This is a genomic window from Bradyrhizobium sp. BWC-3-1 (genome assembly GCF_032917965.1).
GTDB classification, from domain to species: Bacteria; Pseudomonadota; Alphaproteobacteria; order Rhizobiales; family Xanthobacteraceae; genus Bradyrhizobium; species Bradyrhizobium canariense_D.
Genome location: NZ_CP136625.1, coordinates 3306055 through 3320821, shown reverse-complemented (window position 1 = coordinate 3320821; position 14767 = coordinate 3306055). Strand labels below are relative to the sequence as shown.

Here is a 14767-nt window from a genome sequence, read left to right as displayed (position 1 = left end):
GCGGGCTAGAGTGTTCACGTGACCCATTCTCCGACGATTCTGGTGTTCGATTCCGGCCTTGGCGGCCTCACGGTCCTGCGTGAGGTCGTGGCTGCGCGCTCCGACGCGCATTACGTCTACGTCGCGGACGACGCCTTCTTCCCGTATGGCCACCACAGCGAGGACGAGATCATCGCCCGCGTGGTGCCGCTTATGGGGGAATTGATCGGCATGCACGATCCTGACCTCGTCGTGATCGCCTGCAACACGGCGTCCACGCTGGTCCTATCGCATCTGCGCGCCGCTTATTCCCTGCCCTTCGTCGGCACGGTGCCGGCGATCAAGCCAGCCTGCGCGCAGTCGAGGAGCCGGCGCGTGTCGGTGCTCGGCACCAGGGGCACCGTGAAGCGCGAATACACCAAGGCGCTGATCCGCGATTTCGCGCAGGGTTGCGAGGTGACACTGGTCGGCTCGCCCGAGTTGGCCGCGCTGGCTGAATCCGAGCTCAGCGGCTCTCCCGTCAGCGACGACGCCATCCTCGCCGAGCTCGCCCCGTGTTTCGTGGGCGATGCCGGGGACGCAGGCGCACGCACCGACACCGTGGTGCTCGCCTGCACGCATTACCCGCTGCTGCTCGACCGGCTGAAAAAGCTCGCCCCCTGGCCGGTCGACTGGATTGATCCGGCGCCCGCGATCGCCCGCCGCGTCTCGGATCTGCTCGGCCCGCACACCGGTGGCATCGCGCAATCCGGCGCCGAAATGATCTTCACCTCGAACCGCGTGCATGGCCTTTCGACCATGCTGACGCCGTTCTTCGGCGGCCGCATTCCAGCCTGATCTTGCGCCTCGACGCCCCGCTGCTAGGGTCCGCCGTCGTCGTTTCCTACAGGTTCTTCCCATGTCCGTCCCGACCACGCCGCTCAACCGTCTTCGCCAGCTCTGGCGCGAGGGTCGTCCTGCCTTCGGCGCGATCGCGACGATCCCGAGCGTGCAGACCGTGCAGATCATGGCGCGCTCTCTCGACTGGATCATCGTCGATCTCGAGCACGGGCCGATTGGACTGACCGAAGCACATGCGATGATCGCGGCCACCACCGGCACCCCATGCACGCCGCTGGTGCGCATCGCGGCGAACGAGCCATGGCTTGCGAAGGCACCGATGGACATCGGCGCCTTCGGCATCAATTTCCCGATGATCACCAATAGCGCGGAGGCCGAGAAAGCGGTGCGCAGCGTGCGCTATCCTCCACGCGGCGATCGGCTCTGGGGTCCGTTCCATGCGCCATTCCGCTGGGGCCAGTCGATGCCGACTACATGGCCAGCGCCGACGACGAGATGATCTGCATGATCACGATCGAGCACGTCGACGCCGTCAACCGCATCGACGAGATCATGGCCACGCCCGGCATCGATGTAGCTGTGATCGGCCCCGGCGATCTCGCCACCTCCATCAACAAGCGCGGCCAGATGGACGATCCGGAATTGCTGGAGCTGGTGGCGCGGGCCGAGGCCGGCATCCTCAGAAGCGGTGTGCCGATCGGCGGTGTGGCCCGTACCGCGGACCAGGCCAACGCCCTGGTCGACCGCGGCTACCGCGCGATCGCGCTCGGCTTCGACTGGTCGCTATTCCAGCGCGGCATCATGGCAGCGTTCGAGGGGATCAAGCGCTAGCCATTGAGTCTTGCCGGGAACCGCGGCGCTGCTAGGCTCAGCCGTTCCAGGGAGGAAAAACCATGCTCAAAAAGACTTTGCTCGCTCTCGCCTTCACCGGCCTCGCTGTTGCGGCCTTCGCCCAGCAGCCCGGCATCAAGCGCACCCCGCTCCAGAAGGTCGAGTTTCCGGATGGCTACAACACCATCACGGCCATCGCGGAGGTCCCGGCGGGCGGCGCGGCCGGACGCCATACCCATCCGGGCATCGAGACCGGCTACGTGCTCGAAGGTGAACTCAATCTCCTCATCGACGGGCAGCCGGAAAAGAGGCTGAAAGCCGGCGATTCCTACCAGATCCCGGCGGGCGTCGTGCATGACGCCAAAGCCCACGGCGACAAGGCTATGAAAGTGCTTGGAGTTTACGTCGTCGACAAGACCAAGCCGCTGGCCTCGCCGGCGCCCTGATGCGGCGAACCGACCGGTCCCACGCGGGTTGGTTCGTGCTAGAGCAGGCGGCGAGCGGGAACCCCGCTCGCTGCACAAACTTTAATCAGGGGAAACCAAAGAGCGATGCGCGGGACGCCCAAGACCATTTCGCTGCCGCGTCGCCTGATTATCGACCTCATGCACGCCTCGATGGGCGTGCCCTTCGTGTCGCTTTCCCGTTCGCTCGATATCGGCCCCCTGCTGGAGGCCCGCGCGGGCGCGATGGCGCCAGCCGGCTGGGCGGCCATGTTCGTCAAGGCTTTTGCCCTCGTCGCCAGGGACGAGCCGGTCCTGCGTACCGTCTATGCCAAATGGCCCTGGCCGTCGCTTTACGAGCTGCCGAAGAGCGTAGCGTCGGTGGCCATTGCCCGGATCGAGGGCGGCGAGGAATGCGTGATCCCGCAGCGAATCGCGGCTCCCGAGGCCATGACGCTGACTGCGGTCGACGCCGAGATCCGGCACGCAAAGACCGCCCCGATCGACGAAATTCCCATGTTTCGCAAGATCATGCGGGCGACCCGCCTGCCGCTGCCGTTGCGGCGGCTGTCCTGGGCGATCGGGCTGAATTTCGGCCGGCAGCGCGGCAACTGGTTCGGCAGCTTCGCGGTGAGCTCGGTGGCCGCCTATGGCGGTGGCGAGCTTCACCCGATCACGCCCGGCCCCTTCATCGTCAGCTATGGGGTGGTCGGGCCTGACCAGACCATCCATGTCGTGATCCGCTGGGATCATCGGGTCACCGACGCCGCCCCGATCGCCCGCGTCCTGACCCGGCTGGAACAGGTCCTGAACACTGAAATCGCTGCCGAATTGCGTGCGGCCGGGTCGAAGTCGATCCGGGCAGTCGGAACGTGATTCCGGGCCATTCGCATTGACAGCGAGCCCCAAATCCCCCTAAAAGCCGCTTGCTCGCGGGCCGATTTCGGCCCGCGAAGCGTTTCGCGACCCGTGGTCCTGTCCCTTAAGCTTTGGGATCGGACCTGTCAGTGCCGGGCTAGCCCGTCACACAGGAGGGCGCGTTTCCTCAAACCAAGTACCTGAAGAGGACGCGATGACTAAGCGCAGTGAGGCGAAGTACAAACTCGATCGCCGTATGGGCCAGAACATCTGGGGCCGCCCGAAGAGCCCCGTGAACCGCCGCGAATACGGCCCCGGCCAGCACGGCCAACGCCGCAAGGGCAAGCTCTCCGACTTCGGCGTGCAGCTCCGCGCCAAGCAGAAGCTGAAGGGCTATTACGCCAACATCTCCGAGCGTCAGTTCCACAGCATCTACGTCGAGGCCAGCCGCCTCAAGGGTGACACCGGCGAGAACCTGATCGGCTTGCTCGAGCGCCGTCTCGACGCGGTTGTGTACCGCGCCAAGTTCGTCTCGACGATCTTCGCCGCGCGCCAGTTCATCAACCACGGCCACGTCAAGGTGAACGGCCGCAAGGTCAACATCTCGAGCTATCTGGTCAAGCTCGGCGATGTGATCGAGGTCAAGGAATCATCCAAGCAGCTTGCCCACGTCCTCGAAGCCAGCCAGCTCTCCGAGCGTGACACCCCCGACTATCTCGAAGTCGACCATGGCAAGATGACTGCGAAATACATTCGCATCCCGCACCTCTCCGACGTGCCGTTCCCGGTGCAGATGGAGCCGCATCTGGTCGTCGAATTCTATTCGCGCTAAGATCTGAATATCGAAAGGCCCCGGTTCGCCGGGGCCTTTTTTGCTTAAAGAGCCACACTTCAGTGGCCGTTTACCTTCAGGAGGCGTCGCATGCTCTATACCCCTCCCCCGATCGATCCCAAGGCGCCGCCGGTGCGCATCAATCTGCTCTCGGATACGCAGACAAAGCCGACACCTGCGATGCGCGAGGCGATGGCGCGGGCGGGGGTCGGCGACGAGCAGGTCGGCGACGATCCGACCGTGAACGCCCTGTGCGAGCGCGTGGCCGAGCTGCTCGGCAAGGAAGCCGCGGTGTACATGCCGTCAGGCACGATGTGCAACGTCACCGCGACGCTGGTGCATTGCCGCCCCGGCGACGAGATCCTCGCCCATGAGAGCGCCCACATCATCGCGCGTGAAGGCGGCGCGCATGCCGCGGTCGGCGGCTTCCAGGTCACGCAGCTGAAGGGACCCGACGGCCAGTTCACGCCGGAGACCTTTCGCAGAGCGCTGCATCCGCGTACCCGCTACCAGCCGCCGCAGACGGTGGTCAGCGTCGAGCAGACCGCCAATATCGGCGGCGGTACGGTCTGGAAGAAGGCCGCGCTCGACGAGATCGTCGCGATCGCGAAACAACATGGCCTCGTCACCCACATGGACGGCGCGCGCCTGCTCAATGCCACAGTTGCGAGCGGCATCTCTCCGCGCGACATGACCGCGGGGTGGGATTCGGCCTGGATCGACTTTTCGAAGGGCTTGGGCGCGCCGATCGGAGGCGTGCTCGCGGGCTCGCGCGCCTTCATCGATGCGGTCTGGCAGTGGAAGCAGCGCCTCGGCGGCTCGATGCGACAGGCCGGAATCTGCGCGGCGGCTTGCATCTACGCGCTCGACCATCATGTCGATCGGCTCGCCGACGATCACGCCAACGCGCGCGCGCTCGCCCGCGGACTGTCGCAGATCGCAGGCATCGAGGTGCAGGAGCCCGAAACCAACCTGGTGTTCTTCAAGCCCGATGGTACCGGCGTTCCCGGCGACAAGATGGTCGCGGCGCTGCGCCAGCGCGGCGTGACGCTTGCGATGATGGACGGCCGCATCCGCGCCTGCACGCATCTCGACGTCAATGCGAGCCAGGTCGAGGAGACGATCGGATATATCCGCGAGATCGTGCGCGGAGCGTAATCACCGCCCCATCGCCTGGTAGATCAGCGTCTTCAGCGCCAGTTGAATCCGGCCGCGCTGCGTCGGGGTCTGCACCATGAAGATCCCGAACAGATCGTCCTCGGGATCGATGAAGAAGAACGTGCCGCCGACGCCGTCCCAGCGATATTCGCCAAGCGGCCACGTTGTTCCAGGAGGCACCGAGGTGCGCACAGCGAAGCCGAGGCCGAAGCCGGAAGACCCGCCCGGATAATAGTTCTGGTCGCGCGCGATCTTCGTCTCCGGACCGATATGATCCGAGGCCATCAGCGCAATGGTCTCCGGTTTGAGATAGCGTCGGCCGTCATAGGTGCCGCCATTCAGCAGCATCTGGGCGAAGCGGGCGTAGTCGCCGATCGTACCGACCATGCCGCCGCCGCCCGATTCCCAGGTCGCAGGCCGCCTGATGTCGCGGACCTGTGTCGTCGGATTGATGTTGCGATCCTTCGGCATCGGCTCGGCGATGCGCGGGAATTTGGCGGGATCGGCGACGAAGAAAGCCATCTCGGTCATGCCGAGCGGATCGAGCAGCCGCTCCTTCTCGAACTGCAGCAGCGTCTTTCCCGCAATGATTTCGACGACGCAGCCGAGCACGTCGGTGGAATAGCCGTAATCCCACACCGTGCCGGGCTGCTCGACAAGCGGCAGCGTGGCGATCTTGGCGGCGAATTCGGCGTTGGTCAGATCGCTGTTGAAGAGATTGGCGTTCGCATAGAGCTCGCGCACCATGCCGCCGCCGTAATAGCCGTAAGGCAGCCCCGAGGTGTGGCGCAGCAGATCCTTGATCGTGATGGGTCGCTCCAGCGGCTCCAGCACCAGGGCGACTTTGCCGTCCTCGGCCTTCTTCTCGATGCCGACCTTCATGCCGGCGAAGGCCGGAATGTATTTCGAGACGGGATCGTCGAGCGACAGCTTGCCCTCCTCGACCAGCATCATCGCCATGACTGAGGTAACCGGCTTCGACATCGAGTAGAGGCGGAAGATCGTGTCCGCGCTCATCGAGAGTTCGGTCGCGACGTCGCGGACGCCGAAATTCTGATAATAGACCGGCTTGCCGTGCTGCTGAAGCAGCAGGATGGCTCCGGGGATCTTGCCGGTGGCCACCTCGTTGCGGATGTAGTCGGAAACCTTCGCCAGCCCCGCGGGCGAGAGCGTGTGGACCGCAGGTCTCTCGGAACCTGCCTTCGCAACGATGCCGCCGGCGAGAAGGACGAGCGCCGCGATCAATGCGCGGCGCCCGAACATGTCAATTCTCCATCGCTTCATAAACCAGCTGCTTCAATGTTCGCTGCACGCGCTGGCGCTCGGTCGGGGTCTGCTCCAGCAGCACGAAGAACATGTCCTGCTTGGGGTCGACCACGAAATAGCAGCCGGAGGCGCCATCCCATTTCAATTCGCCGAGATCGCCGGGCGGCGGCGGTTTTGCGTTGCCGGGGTCGGTGCGCACCGCAAGTCCGAGACCGAAACCAAAACCGTCGCCGGGGAAATAAAAATAATCGCGATCGACGCCCGACTTGGGGCCGATCTGGTCAGTCACCATCAGCTTGAACGTCTCGGGCTTGAGAATCGTCTTGCCGTCGAGATTGCCGCCCTGGAGCAGCATCTGCGTAAAGCGCTCATAATCGGCCATGGTCGTGACCATACCGCCGCTGGCGAACTGGATCTTCTTGACGACCGTCGGATCGTTGATCCGCCCGACCCGGAAATCGCTGTCGTTCGGGACCGGCTGCGCCAGCAGCTTCTGCTTCTCGGGATCGGTGACGAAGAAGCCGGTGTCGACCATGCCGAGCGGGTCGAGCAGCTTCTCCCGTTCGATCTCGATGAGCGGCTTGCCGGCCGCGACTTCCATGACCCGCGCCAGGATGTCGGTGGAATGGCCGTATTGCCACAGCGCGCCCGGCTGGTTGTGCAGCGGCAGTTTTGCGATGCGCTCGGCGAACTCCGCGAGGTCGAAATCGCCGGCATAGATGTTGGCGTCGCGATAGGCCTTGCGGACCAGGCTGTCGCCATAGAAGCCGTAGGTGACGCCCGAGGTGTGCGTCATCAAATCGTGCACCGTCATCGGCCGGTTGGGCGGCACGAGCTCGAGCGACTTGGTGCCGTCCTCGGCCTTCTTCTCGACGCCGACTTTCACATTGGCGAAGGAGGGAATGTATTTCGAGACGGGATCGTCGAGCTTGATCGTACCTTCCTCGATCAACTTCACTGCAACGACGGAAGTGATCGCCTTGCTCATCGAGAACAGGCGGAAGATCGTCTTGTCGGTGATCGGCGCCTTGCTGACGGCGTCCTGCAAGCCGAAGACTTCGTGGTAGACGGGCTTGCCATGTTGCTTGATGAGGACGTTTGCCCCTGCGATCTTGCCGGTCGCGACCTCGTTCTTGAAGAACTCGGTGATCCTCGCGAGCTTGTCCGGATTGAAATGCGCGCCGGCCGGAATCTCGTAGGTGCCCTCCGCCCGCGCGAACGACATCGTACCTAACGATACAAGCGCGGCGCAGACAAGCGCGCGCAGTCCAGACTGTGAAATCATATCCCCTCCCCGGAACATGGCCCGGCGGAGTGTACCGACCACGTCATCAGGCACAAGGGCCGCCGTACCGCGCCAAAGCGTCCGCGTGCAGAGCCGCGCTCTTTTCCGAGAAACAGCAAAATATGACATCGACGACCAACGGCGCGGCCGGCAGGGCCTCAATGGTCGCATGGACCGCAATCTTCGCGGCCTGGTCGGCTGGAAAGCCGTAAACCCCGGTCGAAATCGCGGAGAACGCCACGGAGGTCAGCTGATTGGCCCCGCAGAGCTCAAGCGCACGGCGATAACAGGAGCCCAGCGCCTCTGCCTCACCGCGAGTGCCGCCGTGCCAGACCGGACCGACTGCATGGATGACATGACGCGCAGGGAGAAGGTAGCCCTTCGTGATCTTGGCATCGCCGGTCGGGCATCCTCCGAGCTTCCGGCACGCGGCTAGAAGCTCGGGCCCGGCCGCCCGATGGATCGCGCCATCCACGCCGCCCCCACCCAGGAGCGACGTGTTGGCCGCGTTGACGATGGCGTCAACGCTCAGCGTGGTGATGTCAGCAACGATGACCTTGAGCTCCGCGCCGCCGATCCGGCGCGTCAGCTGGGTCACGTATCAGGCCGCGACAGCGACGCCCTTTTCGGAGAAGAGCTGCTGCAATTCACCGGCTTGGAACATCTCGCGGACAATGTCGCAGCCGCCGACGAACTCGCCCTTCACATAGAGCTGCGGAATGGTCGGCCAGTTCGAATAGTCCTTGATGCCGTTGCGCAGTTCGGCGGATTCGAGAACGTTGAGGCCCTTATAGCCGACGCCGATGTGGTCGAGGATCTGGACGACCTGGCCGGAGAACCCGCACTGCGGAAATTGCGGTGTGCCCTTCATGAACAGAACCACGTCGTTCGACTTCACTTCGTTGGCGATGAATTCCTCGATGCTCATATCCGTGTCCTTATGGGGCGGAGCCCACTCCAATTGCTTCGGGCTGGCTCCGCCGATCTAACCCGATACCTGGGTATATATGTAGCCCAAACCGTTGTGCATCCAAAGTAAAATGGCGGCGAGCTGCCTCTTGTGGACCGCTCTCGGCTGCACCGGCCCATTGCATGATGCCACGAATATCATCGTCAGGGAGGACTTTCATACCGTCACGGAGCCCCTATCTAGGACGAACCCGGCGTTTTGGAACCCGTCCACACCAACAACGTTCTCTTGTCCTGTCTGGAGAAAAACGTGACGAAACAAGCCTCCGCTCCGGCCCCCGCTCCGTCACTGTCGGTCGATTTGGGCGGCCTTGCCCAGAGGCTGGAAGACGCGTTTCTCGCCGTTCGCGACGAGACGGAGCGCCGGGCCGCGCCACTGTCGCCGGAGGACCAGCAGATCCAGTCCATGCCGGATGCGAGCCCGACGAAATGGCACAGAGCGCACACCACGTGGTTCTGGGAGCAGTTCGTGCTCGGCGAGCACTGTGCGGGCTACCGGCCCTTTCACCCTGACTTCGCCTTCCTGTTCAATTCCTATTACGTCAGCGCCGGTCCGCGCCATTCCCGCAATCACCGCGGCGACATCACCCGTCCGAGCGCCGATCAGGTCGGCGCTTATCGAAAACATGTCGACGCTGCCGTCGTGAAATTCTTCCGCGACGCCGGCGAGGACAAGCTTCGCGAGATCGCGCCGCTGGTCGAGGTCGGCCTCAATCACGAGCAGCAGCATCAGGAATTGATGTTCACCGACATCCTGCACGCCTTCGCGCAGAACCCGATCCCGCCGGCCTATGATCCGGACTGGCGCTTCCCGGCCGCGACGCCGGCCAGCGAGGATTGGCTGACGCTGAACGAAGGCATCCACACCGTCGGTCACGTCGATGATAGTTTTCATTTCGACAACGAGAAGCCGGCACACCGCGCCCTCGTCGGCCCGGTCAAGCTCGCACGCAATCTCGTCACCAATCGCGAATGGCTCGCCTTCATGCGTGACGGGGGCTACCGGACCGCAACGCTGTGGCTGATGGACGGTTTTGCGGCCGTGAACAACGAGGGCTGGGACTGCCCCGGTCATTGGCGCGAGATCGACGGCCAATGGCATGTGATGACGCCGGCCGGCCTCAAGCCGGTCGATCCCGACGCGCCCGTCTGCCACGTCAGCTATTACGAGGCTGACGCCTTTGCGCGCTGGGCCGGAAAACATCTGCCGACCGAGATGGAATGGGAGGTCGCGGCCCGCTCGGGCCAGCTCAACGATGCCTTCGGCATCGTCTGGCAGTGGACGCGATCATCCTACTCGCCCTATCCCGGCTATCGCGCGATCGAAGGCGCGCTCGGCGAATACAACGGCAAGTTCATGGTCAACCAGCTGGTGCTGCGCGGCTCTTCGCTTGCAACTCCGGAGGGGCACAGCCGTATCACCTATCGCAACTTCTTTTATCCGCACCACCGCTGGCAATTCACGGGACTGCGGCTCGCCGACTACGAGTAAAATTCTCATCCGACGACAAATGCGCGCCGGACAGCGCGTTCAGGAGAGTATCATGAATGTGCACGCTAGCGCCTTGGCCGAAGCCCATCTTCCCGACGAACAGACCACCGCCTTTGCCCGCGAGGCCATCGAGGACCTGTCGCAGCAGCCTAAAAAGCTGTCGCCGAAATATTTCTACGATGCGGCCGGATCTGAATTGTTCGAGGCCATCACGCGGCTGCCGGAATATTACCCGACTCGCACGGAGCTAGCGATCCTGAAGGAGCGCGGCAGCGAGATCGCGAAAATCATTCCGGAGCACGCGGCCCTCGTCGAATTCGGCGCAGGCGCGACCACAAAGGTCCGCCTGCTGCTCAACCACTGCAAGTTCGCGGCCTATGTGCCCGTCGACATCTCCGGCGACTTCCTGACGGCGCAGGCAAACGGACTGAAGCGGGATTTTCCGTCACTCGGCATCTACCCGGTGGCGGCCGACTTCACCACGCCGTTCGAGCTGCCCAAGGCGGTGGCGACCATGCCCAAGGTCGGGTTCTTCCCAGGCTCGACCATCGGCAATTTCGAGCCGCATGAAGCGCAGGCCTTCCTGAAGAGCGCACGCGCCATTCTGGGCCGCGGCGCGCAGATGATCATCGGCGCCGATCTCGAGAAGGAGGAGCGCCTGCTCCACGACGCCTATAACGATGCCGCCGGCGTCACCGCTCGCTTCAATCTCAATGTGCTGGTGCGGATCAACCGCGAGCTCGGCGGCAATTTCGACCTTTCCGCCTTCACCCATCGCGCGATCTACAATCGCGAGCGGCACCGCATCGAGATGCACCTGATCAGCAAGAAGAGCCAGACCGTGCGCCTGCTCGGCACCAGCTTTTCGTTCCGCGCCGGCGAGAGCATCCACACCGAGAACAGTTACAAATACAGCATCGAGCGCTTCGCGACGCTGGCGCAAGGCGCGGGTTGGCGGGTGCGCGAGAGCTGGACGGATGCGGCGAAGATGTTCTCGGTGCACGCGCTGGAGGTGGCGGAGTAAGCGCTCCGGCGCCAACGGCGGCGGCTCAATGCTCCTCGGCTTCTTCCGGCGTCGATCCCAGCGAAACCGACTCCCATACCGCAACAACGATCATGATCACCGTCGCGGCGACCGACAGCCATAGCGGCGACAGTTCGGCGGCAAACCACCACAGTGCCGCGAGCGCGATGATGCCAATCCCGTGCGAGAGCTGGAGGAAGCCGCGGATCGCGTGCTTGAACAGGATGGTGCCGACCAGGAACAGCAGCGGCCCGCCGATCGTGCTCACGATGATCCTGACATCTGAATGCCCCACCGGATGCTTCAGCACGAGTTCGTCGGAGACCGCGGTCAGGATGATGCCGGCGACGATCGGCATATGCAGGTAGGTGTAGGCGAGCCGCGCCAAGCGGCCGGATTCGGCGGATCTCGAGATGCGCTCGGCTCCGGCCTCGGCGCCCTTGTGGAAATAGACCCACCACATCGCGATGCTGCCGACCAGCGCGGAGACGAAGGCCGAAATGTTGTCAGCGGTCCAGTCAAGCTCGGCAAACGTCGCACCGTTGACGACAACGGCCTCGCCAAGCGCGATGATGACGAACAGCGAGCAGCGCTCGGCCATGTGGCCGCCTTCGACGGCCCAGGCCTCGACCGACGAGAAGCCCAGCTTGGGGATCCAGAAGCGCACCGCCGGCGAGACATATTCGATCGTCAGCGCCACAATCCAGAACCATAGCCGCGCCTCGTCATGGGCGAGGCCGCCGAGGATCCAGAAGATCGCGGAGACCGAGAGCCACGTCAGGATGCGGATCGCATTGTGCCGGACCGCAGTTCGATGCCGCGGCGTTGCAAACATCCAGAAGGCGGTGCGCCCGACCTGCATCGTTGCGTAAGCGATCGCAAACCACAGGCCCCGCCCCTCGAAGGCGGTCGGGATCGTCGTCGACAGCACGAGGCCGCCCAGCATCATCAGGAAGAGCAGGATCCGGACCGGCGTCAGCTCGGGATCGAGCCAGTTGGTGACCCAGGCGGTGTAGACCCACACCCACCATACCGCGAGAAACAGCACCGCGACGTGCACGGCACCGAGCGGCGTGAAATGGTGCAGCAGTGTGTGCGAGACCTGCGTGATCGCGAAAACGAAGACCAGGTCGAAGAACAGCTCGGCATTGGTGACGCGGCTGTGCTGGTTTGGCAGGATGACGCGAAACATCGCGCCGCGCGGATTGTCCGCAGCCATCGTCATCCCCCCGTCACGATCAGATCAAGCGCCCGGCACCCCGGTTTGCAGCGCCAGCGCATGCAGCACGCCGCCCATTTGGCCGCGGAGGGACTGATAGACGATCTGGTGCTGCTGGACGCGGGACTTGCCGCGGAAGGTCTCCGAGATCACGGTCGCGGCATAGTGATCGCCGTCCCCGGCGAGGTCACGGATGGTCACCTCGGCATCGGGGATCGCCGCCTTGATCATCGCCTCGATATCGTGGGCGTCCATTGGCATTCGGGTCGTGCTCCTGTCTCGGCTGCAATCAGTCTTGTCGTCGAATCGCTGCCGGGGTCCGGTTCTACAAAGCCAACCTTCCGGCGCGGCCAAACTTAGCGTGAACGGCCTTCTACGTCACGCCTTCCGGCACTATATCGGTGATCCGATCTGGATAAAGCCACGACAAAGTGCCGCGCGCGGCAGAGTGATCGAAAAAGGCGTGAAATCATGAAGCTTCCAGGGCCCGACCACCCCATCACCATCACCCCAAATCCCCGGCGCGTCCGCGTCACAGCCGGCGATATCGTGATCGCCGAGACCACCAAAGCGCTGACGCTGAAAGAGGCGAAATATCCGGCGGTGCAATATGTGCCGCGGCAGGACGCCAACATGGCGCTGCTAGAGCGCACCGACCGCGTCACCCACTGCCCCTACAAGGGGGATGCGAGCTATTACAGCGTCAAGGCGGACGGCAAGACACTGGACAACGCGATCTGGACCTATGAGGCCCCCTTTCCCGCGATGACCGAGATTTCGGGCCATCTCGCCTTCTATCCGGACAAGGTGAAGATCGAGGAATTGGGGTAGCTGCTTCCGTCATGGCCGGGCTCGTCCCGGCCATCCACGTTTTTGGGCAATCGCGGATACAGAACAACGTCGATGCCCGGGACCCGGCTCCGCCGAGGCTTCGCCGGGCTATAGGTGTTGGGCCGGCGAAGCTTCAGCGAAGACGGCAAGCCCGGGCATGACGACTGTGTGCGTGGACAGCGCCCCGCTACGCCCTGAATATCGTCAGCCCCAGGATCAGCAGCACCAGGAAGATCGCGACGAACACGTAGAACAGGAAGCGGGCGATGTCGGCGGAGGCGGCCGAGATGCCGGTGAAGCCGAGCACGCCGGCTACGATCGAGACAAGTAAGAAGATCAGTGCCCATTTCAGGATCGTCATCGCCAGCTCCGAAATTGTACCGCCTGCCGCGGTCCTCAGGCCCTTTTGGCGAACGCTAACTTCGTCGCAGGGAACTGGTTCCTGGCGGTCTCAGGGACCCGCGGGCGTCCCAAACGACCCTTGCTGAATCCGGTTCCCGGCGGCAAAGTCCGGGCGGGACCGAAGCGCGACCGGGGCGGCCACGATGACGATGTCACATTCAGCGACGATCGGGGCAGAGGCGCACGCGGCGCCGAGGGCCAAGGCGCGCAATCTGTCGCTCGATCGCGCCCGCACCTTCCTGACGCTGGTGGTGCTGCTGCACCACGCCGTGATTCCCTACACCTATTTCGGGCACACCGATCCGGCGTCCTGGGCCGGTTTCGACGTGGTCGTGCTGGCCACCGACAGCTTCTTCATGGCAATGTTCTTCTTCCTGTCGGGACTGTTCACCTGGCCGGGCATCGCGCGCAAGGCGCCGTCAGTTTTTCTCCGCGACCGCCTGTTGCGGCTCGGGCTGCCGTTCGCGATCGCGGCGTTCACCGTCATCCCGCTCGCCTATTACGCGATCGCGCTGCGGCACGATCCCGGGCTGAGCTTCACGGCGTTCTGGTGGAAGACGATCACGGTTGGCCCGTGGCCGAGCGGCCCGATCTGGTTCGTGTGGGTGCTGCTGGCATTCGACCTGACCGCGAGCCTGCTCTACCGGGTCTCCGCGCGTCTGGTCGACCCGGGCAACCGGGTGTCGCTGCGCGGATTCGACCAGCCGGCCGTATTCTGGCTGCTGCTCGTCGTCGTCACGGCAATCGCCTACGTGCCGGCGCTGCTCTATTTCGGCGGCAGCAAATGGTTCGAGCTCGGGCCGTTCTCGGTGCAGGCGAGCCGCATCCTGCTCTACTTCGCCTATTTCTTTATCGGCGTCAGCGTTGGAGCGGCCAACTTCGATCGCGGCATCCTCAGCGCCGGCGGGCAGTTGCCGAAACAGCGCTGGCTGTGGGTGATCGCCACGCTGATCGCCTACTGCCTGATGTGGGGCATGATCTACATCAAGCGCGAGATCCTCGGTAATCCCGACCCACAACCGCACTGGTATCAGGCGATCTACGGTACGTTCTTCGTGCTGTTCTCAGGCTCGATCCTGCTCGCGATTCTCGCGTTCTTCCTGCACCAGAAGTCGCCGGGCCCGAACCTGCTCGACCGCATGCAGGCGGATGCCTACGGCATCTTCCTGGTGCACTACCCGATCGCGTTGTGGATCCAGTACGCGTTGTTCGACTACAGCCTGCCGGCGATCGTGAAGGCTGCGATCGGCTTCGTGCTTACGGTGATCCTGAGCTGGGGTCTGACGGCGGCCTTACGGAAGATTCCGGGAGCGTCGCACGTGTTGTGAGGCGCGATAC

16 protein-coding genes and 1 pseudogene are annotated in these 14767 nt (G+C 63.8%); 10 read left to right on the top strand and 7 right to left on the bottom strand.

Annotation, left to right across the window (positions count from 1 at the left end):
- Window positions 1–18: 18 nt before the first annotated feature.
- The 6 genes and pseudogenes from murI (at window position 19) to RX329_RS15850 (ending at window position 4941) form a co-directional block, all read left to right on the top strand.
- Window positions 19–816: a glutamate racemase gene (murI, locus tag RX329_RS15875; RefSeq protein WP_085349354.1), complete on the top strand. Its 798-nt coding sequence runs from the start codon at window positions 19–21 to the stop codon at window positions 814–816.
- A 61-nt stretch (window positions 817–877) separates the two neighbouring features.
- A pseudogene (locus RX329_RS15870) lies at window positions 878–1650 on the top strand (HpcH/HpaI aldolase family protein).
- 62 nt (window positions 1651–1712) lie between these two features.
- The gene (locus RX329_RS15865; RefSeq protein WP_018455542.1) at window positions 1713–2096 is read left to right on the top strand and encodes a cupin domain-containing protein; all 384 of its coding nucleotides are present in this window, start codon (window positions 1713–1715) and stop codon (window positions 2094–2096) included.
- Window positions 2097–2201: 105 nt separating this feature from the next.
- Window positions 2202–2969, top strand: coding sequence for an acyltransferase (locus RX329_RS15860; RefSeq protein WP_085349356.1), 768 nt, complete (start codon window positions 2202–2204; stop codon window positions 2967–2969).
- A 196-nt stretch (window positions 2970–3165) separates the two neighbouring features.
- Window positions 3166–3783 carry a 30S ribosomal protein S4 gene (gene rpsD / locus RX329_RS15855; RefSeq protein WP_007602315.1) on the top strand — a complete coding sequence of 206 codons (618 nt, stop codon included), beginning with the start codon at window positions 3166–3168 and terminating at the stop codon, window positions 3781–3783.
- 90 nt (window positions 3784–3873) lie between these two features.
- Complete coding sequence (locus RX329_RS15850) at window positions 3874–4941, top strand: threonine aldolase family protein (protein WP_085349357.1); 1068 nt, start codon at window positions 3874–3876, stop codon at window positions 4939–4941.
- Here RX329_RS15850 and RX329_RS15845 read toward each other — a convergent pair whose 3' ends face one another.
- The 4 genes from RX329_RS15845 to grxD are packed head-to-tail and all read right to left on the bottom strand — an operon-like array spanning window position 4942 to window position 8420.
- A complete protein-coding gene (locus RX329_RS15845; protein WP_166517620.1) occupies window positions 4942–6204 on the bottom strand; it encodes a serine hydrolase domain-containing protein in 1263 nt (420 codons plus the stop codon).
- Between the two features lies 1 nt (window position 6205).
- A complete protein-coding gene (locus RX329_RS15840; RefSeq protein ID WP_166517619.1) occupies window positions 6206–7492 on the bottom strand; it encodes a serine hydrolase domain-containing protein in 1287 nt (428 codons plus the stop codon).
- Window positions 7493–7538: 46 nt separating this feature from the next.
- A complete protein-coding gene (locus tag RX329_RS15835; protein ID WP_018455537.1) occupies window positions 7539–8090 on the bottom strand; it encodes an O-acetyl-ADP-ribose deacetylase in 552 nt (183 codons plus the stop codon).
- A gap of 3 nt (window positions 8091–8093) precedes the next feature.
- Window positions 8094–8420, bottom strand: a complete 327-nt coding sequence (gene grxD / locus RX329_RS15830) for a Grx4 family monothiol glutaredoxin (protein WP_007602294.1) — start codon at window positions 8418–8420, stop codon at window positions 8094–8096.
- 240 nt (window positions 8421–8660) lie between these two features.
- Here grxD and egtB point away from each other — a divergent pair, with 240 nt between their 5' ends.
- Window positions 8661–9953: an ergothioneine biosynthesis protein EgtB gene (gene egtB, locus RX329_RS15825; RefSeq protein ID WP_166517618.1), complete on the top strand. Its 1293-nt coding sequence runs from the start codon at window positions 8661–8663 to the stop codon at window positions 9951–9953.
- Between the two features lie 52 nt (window positions 9954–10005).
- Window positions 10006–10977: an L-histidine N(alpha)-methyltransferase gene (gene egtD / locus RX329_RS15820; RefSeq protein ID WP_085384329.1), complete on the top strand. Its 972-nt coding sequence runs from the start codon at window positions 10006–10008 to the stop codon at window positions 10975–10977.
- 25 nt (window positions 10978–11002) lie between these two features.
- Here egtD and RX329_RS15815 read toward each other — a convergent pair whose 3' ends face one another.
- Both RX329_RS15815 and RX329_RS15810 read right to left on the bottom strand, forming a co-directional pair.
- On the bottom strand, window positions 11003–12196 hold the full coding sequence (locus tag RX329_RS15815) for a low temperature requirement protein A (protein ID WP_026232969.1): 1194 nt from the start codon (window positions 12194–12196) through the stop codon (window positions 11003–11005).
- 24 nt (window positions 12197–12220) lie between these two features.
- Window positions 12221–12457 (bottom strand): BolA/IbaG family iron-sulfur metabolism protein, encoded by a 237-nt coding sequence (locus RX329_RS15810; protein ID WP_007602284.1) that lies wholly within the window; start codon window positions 12455–12457, stop codon window positions 12221–12223.
- A 210-nt stretch (window positions 12458–12667) separates the two neighbouring features.
- On the opposite strand from RX329_RS15810, the gene RX329_RS15805 reads away from it, so the two are divergent.
- Complete coding sequence (locus RX329_RS15805) at window positions 12668–13027, top strand: DUF427 domain-containing protein (protein WP_018455532.1); 360 nt, start codon at window positions 12668–12670, stop codon at window positions 13025–13027.
- Window positions 13028–13214: 187 nt separating this feature from the next.
- Here RX329_RS15805 and RX329_RS15800 read toward each other — a convergent pair whose 3' ends face one another.
- A complete protein-coding gene (locus RX329_RS15800; RefSeq protein WP_007602280.1) occupies window positions 13215–13388 on the bottom strand; it encodes a DUF1328 domain-containing protein in 174 nt (57 codons plus the stop codon).
- Window positions 13389–13578: 190 nt separating this feature from the next.
- Here RX329_RS15800 and RX329_RS15795 point away from each other — a divergent pair, with 190 nt between their 5' ends.
- Window positions 13579–14757 carry an acyltransferase family protein gene (locus RX329_RS15795; protein ID WP_085349361.1) on the top strand — a complete coding sequence of 393 codons (1179 nt, stop codon included), beginning with the start codon at window positions 13579–13581 and terminating at the stop codon, window positions 14755–14757.
- The last annotated feature ends 10 nt before the right edge of the window (window positions 14758–14767 follow it).

What these genes read in the sequence shown, in the direction of transcription:
- rpsD (WP_007602315.1), top strand. Translation starts at nt 3,166, where the DNA reads ATGACTAAGCGCAGTGAGGCGAAGTACAAACTCGATCGCCGTATGGGC.
- RX329_RS15840 (WP_166517619.1), bottom strand. Translation starts at nt 7,492, where the DNA reads ATGATTTCACAGTCTGGACTGCGCGCGCTTGTCTGCGCCGCGCTTGTA.
- RX329_RS15795 (WP_085349361.1), top strand. Translation starts at nt 13,579, where the DNA reads ATGTCACATTCAGCGACGATCGGGGCAGAGGCGCACGCGGCGCCGAGG.
- RX329_RS15800 (WP_007602280.1), bottom strand. Translation starts at nt 13,388, where the DNA reads ATGACGATCCTGAAATGGGCACTGATCTTCTTACTTGTCTCGATCGTA.
- RX329_RS15865 (WP_018455542.1), top strand. Translation starts at nt 1,713, where the DNA reads ATGCTCAAAAAGACTTTGCTCGCTCTCGCCTTCACCGGCCTCGCTGTT.
- RX329_RS15850 (WP_085349357.1), top strand. Translation starts at nt 3,874, where the DNA reads ATGCTCTATACCCCTCCCCCGATCGATCCCAAGGCGCCGCCGGTGCGC.
- RX329_RS15815 (WP_026232969.1), bottom strand. Translation starts at nt 12,196, where the DNA reads ATGGCTGCGGACAATCCGCGCGGCGCGATGTTTCGCGTCATCCTGCCA.
- RX329_RS15845 (WP_166517620.1), bottom strand. Translation starts at nt 6,204, where the DNA reads ATGTTCGGGCGCCGCGCATTGATCGCGGCGCTCGTCCTTCTCGCCGGC.
- egtD (WP_085384329.1), top strand. Translation starts at nt 10,006, where the DNA reads ATGAATGTGCACGCTAGCGCCTTGGCCGAAGCCCATCTTCCCGACGAA.
- RX329_RS15860 (WP_085349356.1), top strand. Translation starts at nt 2,202, where the DNA reads ATGCGCGGGACGCCCAAGACCATTTCGCTGCCGCGTCGCCTGATTATC.
- RX329_RS15805 (WP_018455532.1), top strand. Translation starts at nt 12,668, where the DNA reads ATGAAGCTTCCAGGGCCCGACCACCCCATCACCATCACCCCAAATCCC.
- grxD (WP_007602294.1), bottom strand. Translation starts at nt 8,420, where the DNA reads ATGAGCATCGAGGAATTCATCGCCAACGAAGTGAAGTCGAACGACGTG.
- RX329_RS15810 (WP_007602284.1), bottom strand. Translation starts at nt 12,457, where the DNA reads ATGCCAATGGACGCCCACGATATCGAGGCGATGATCAAGGCGGCGATC.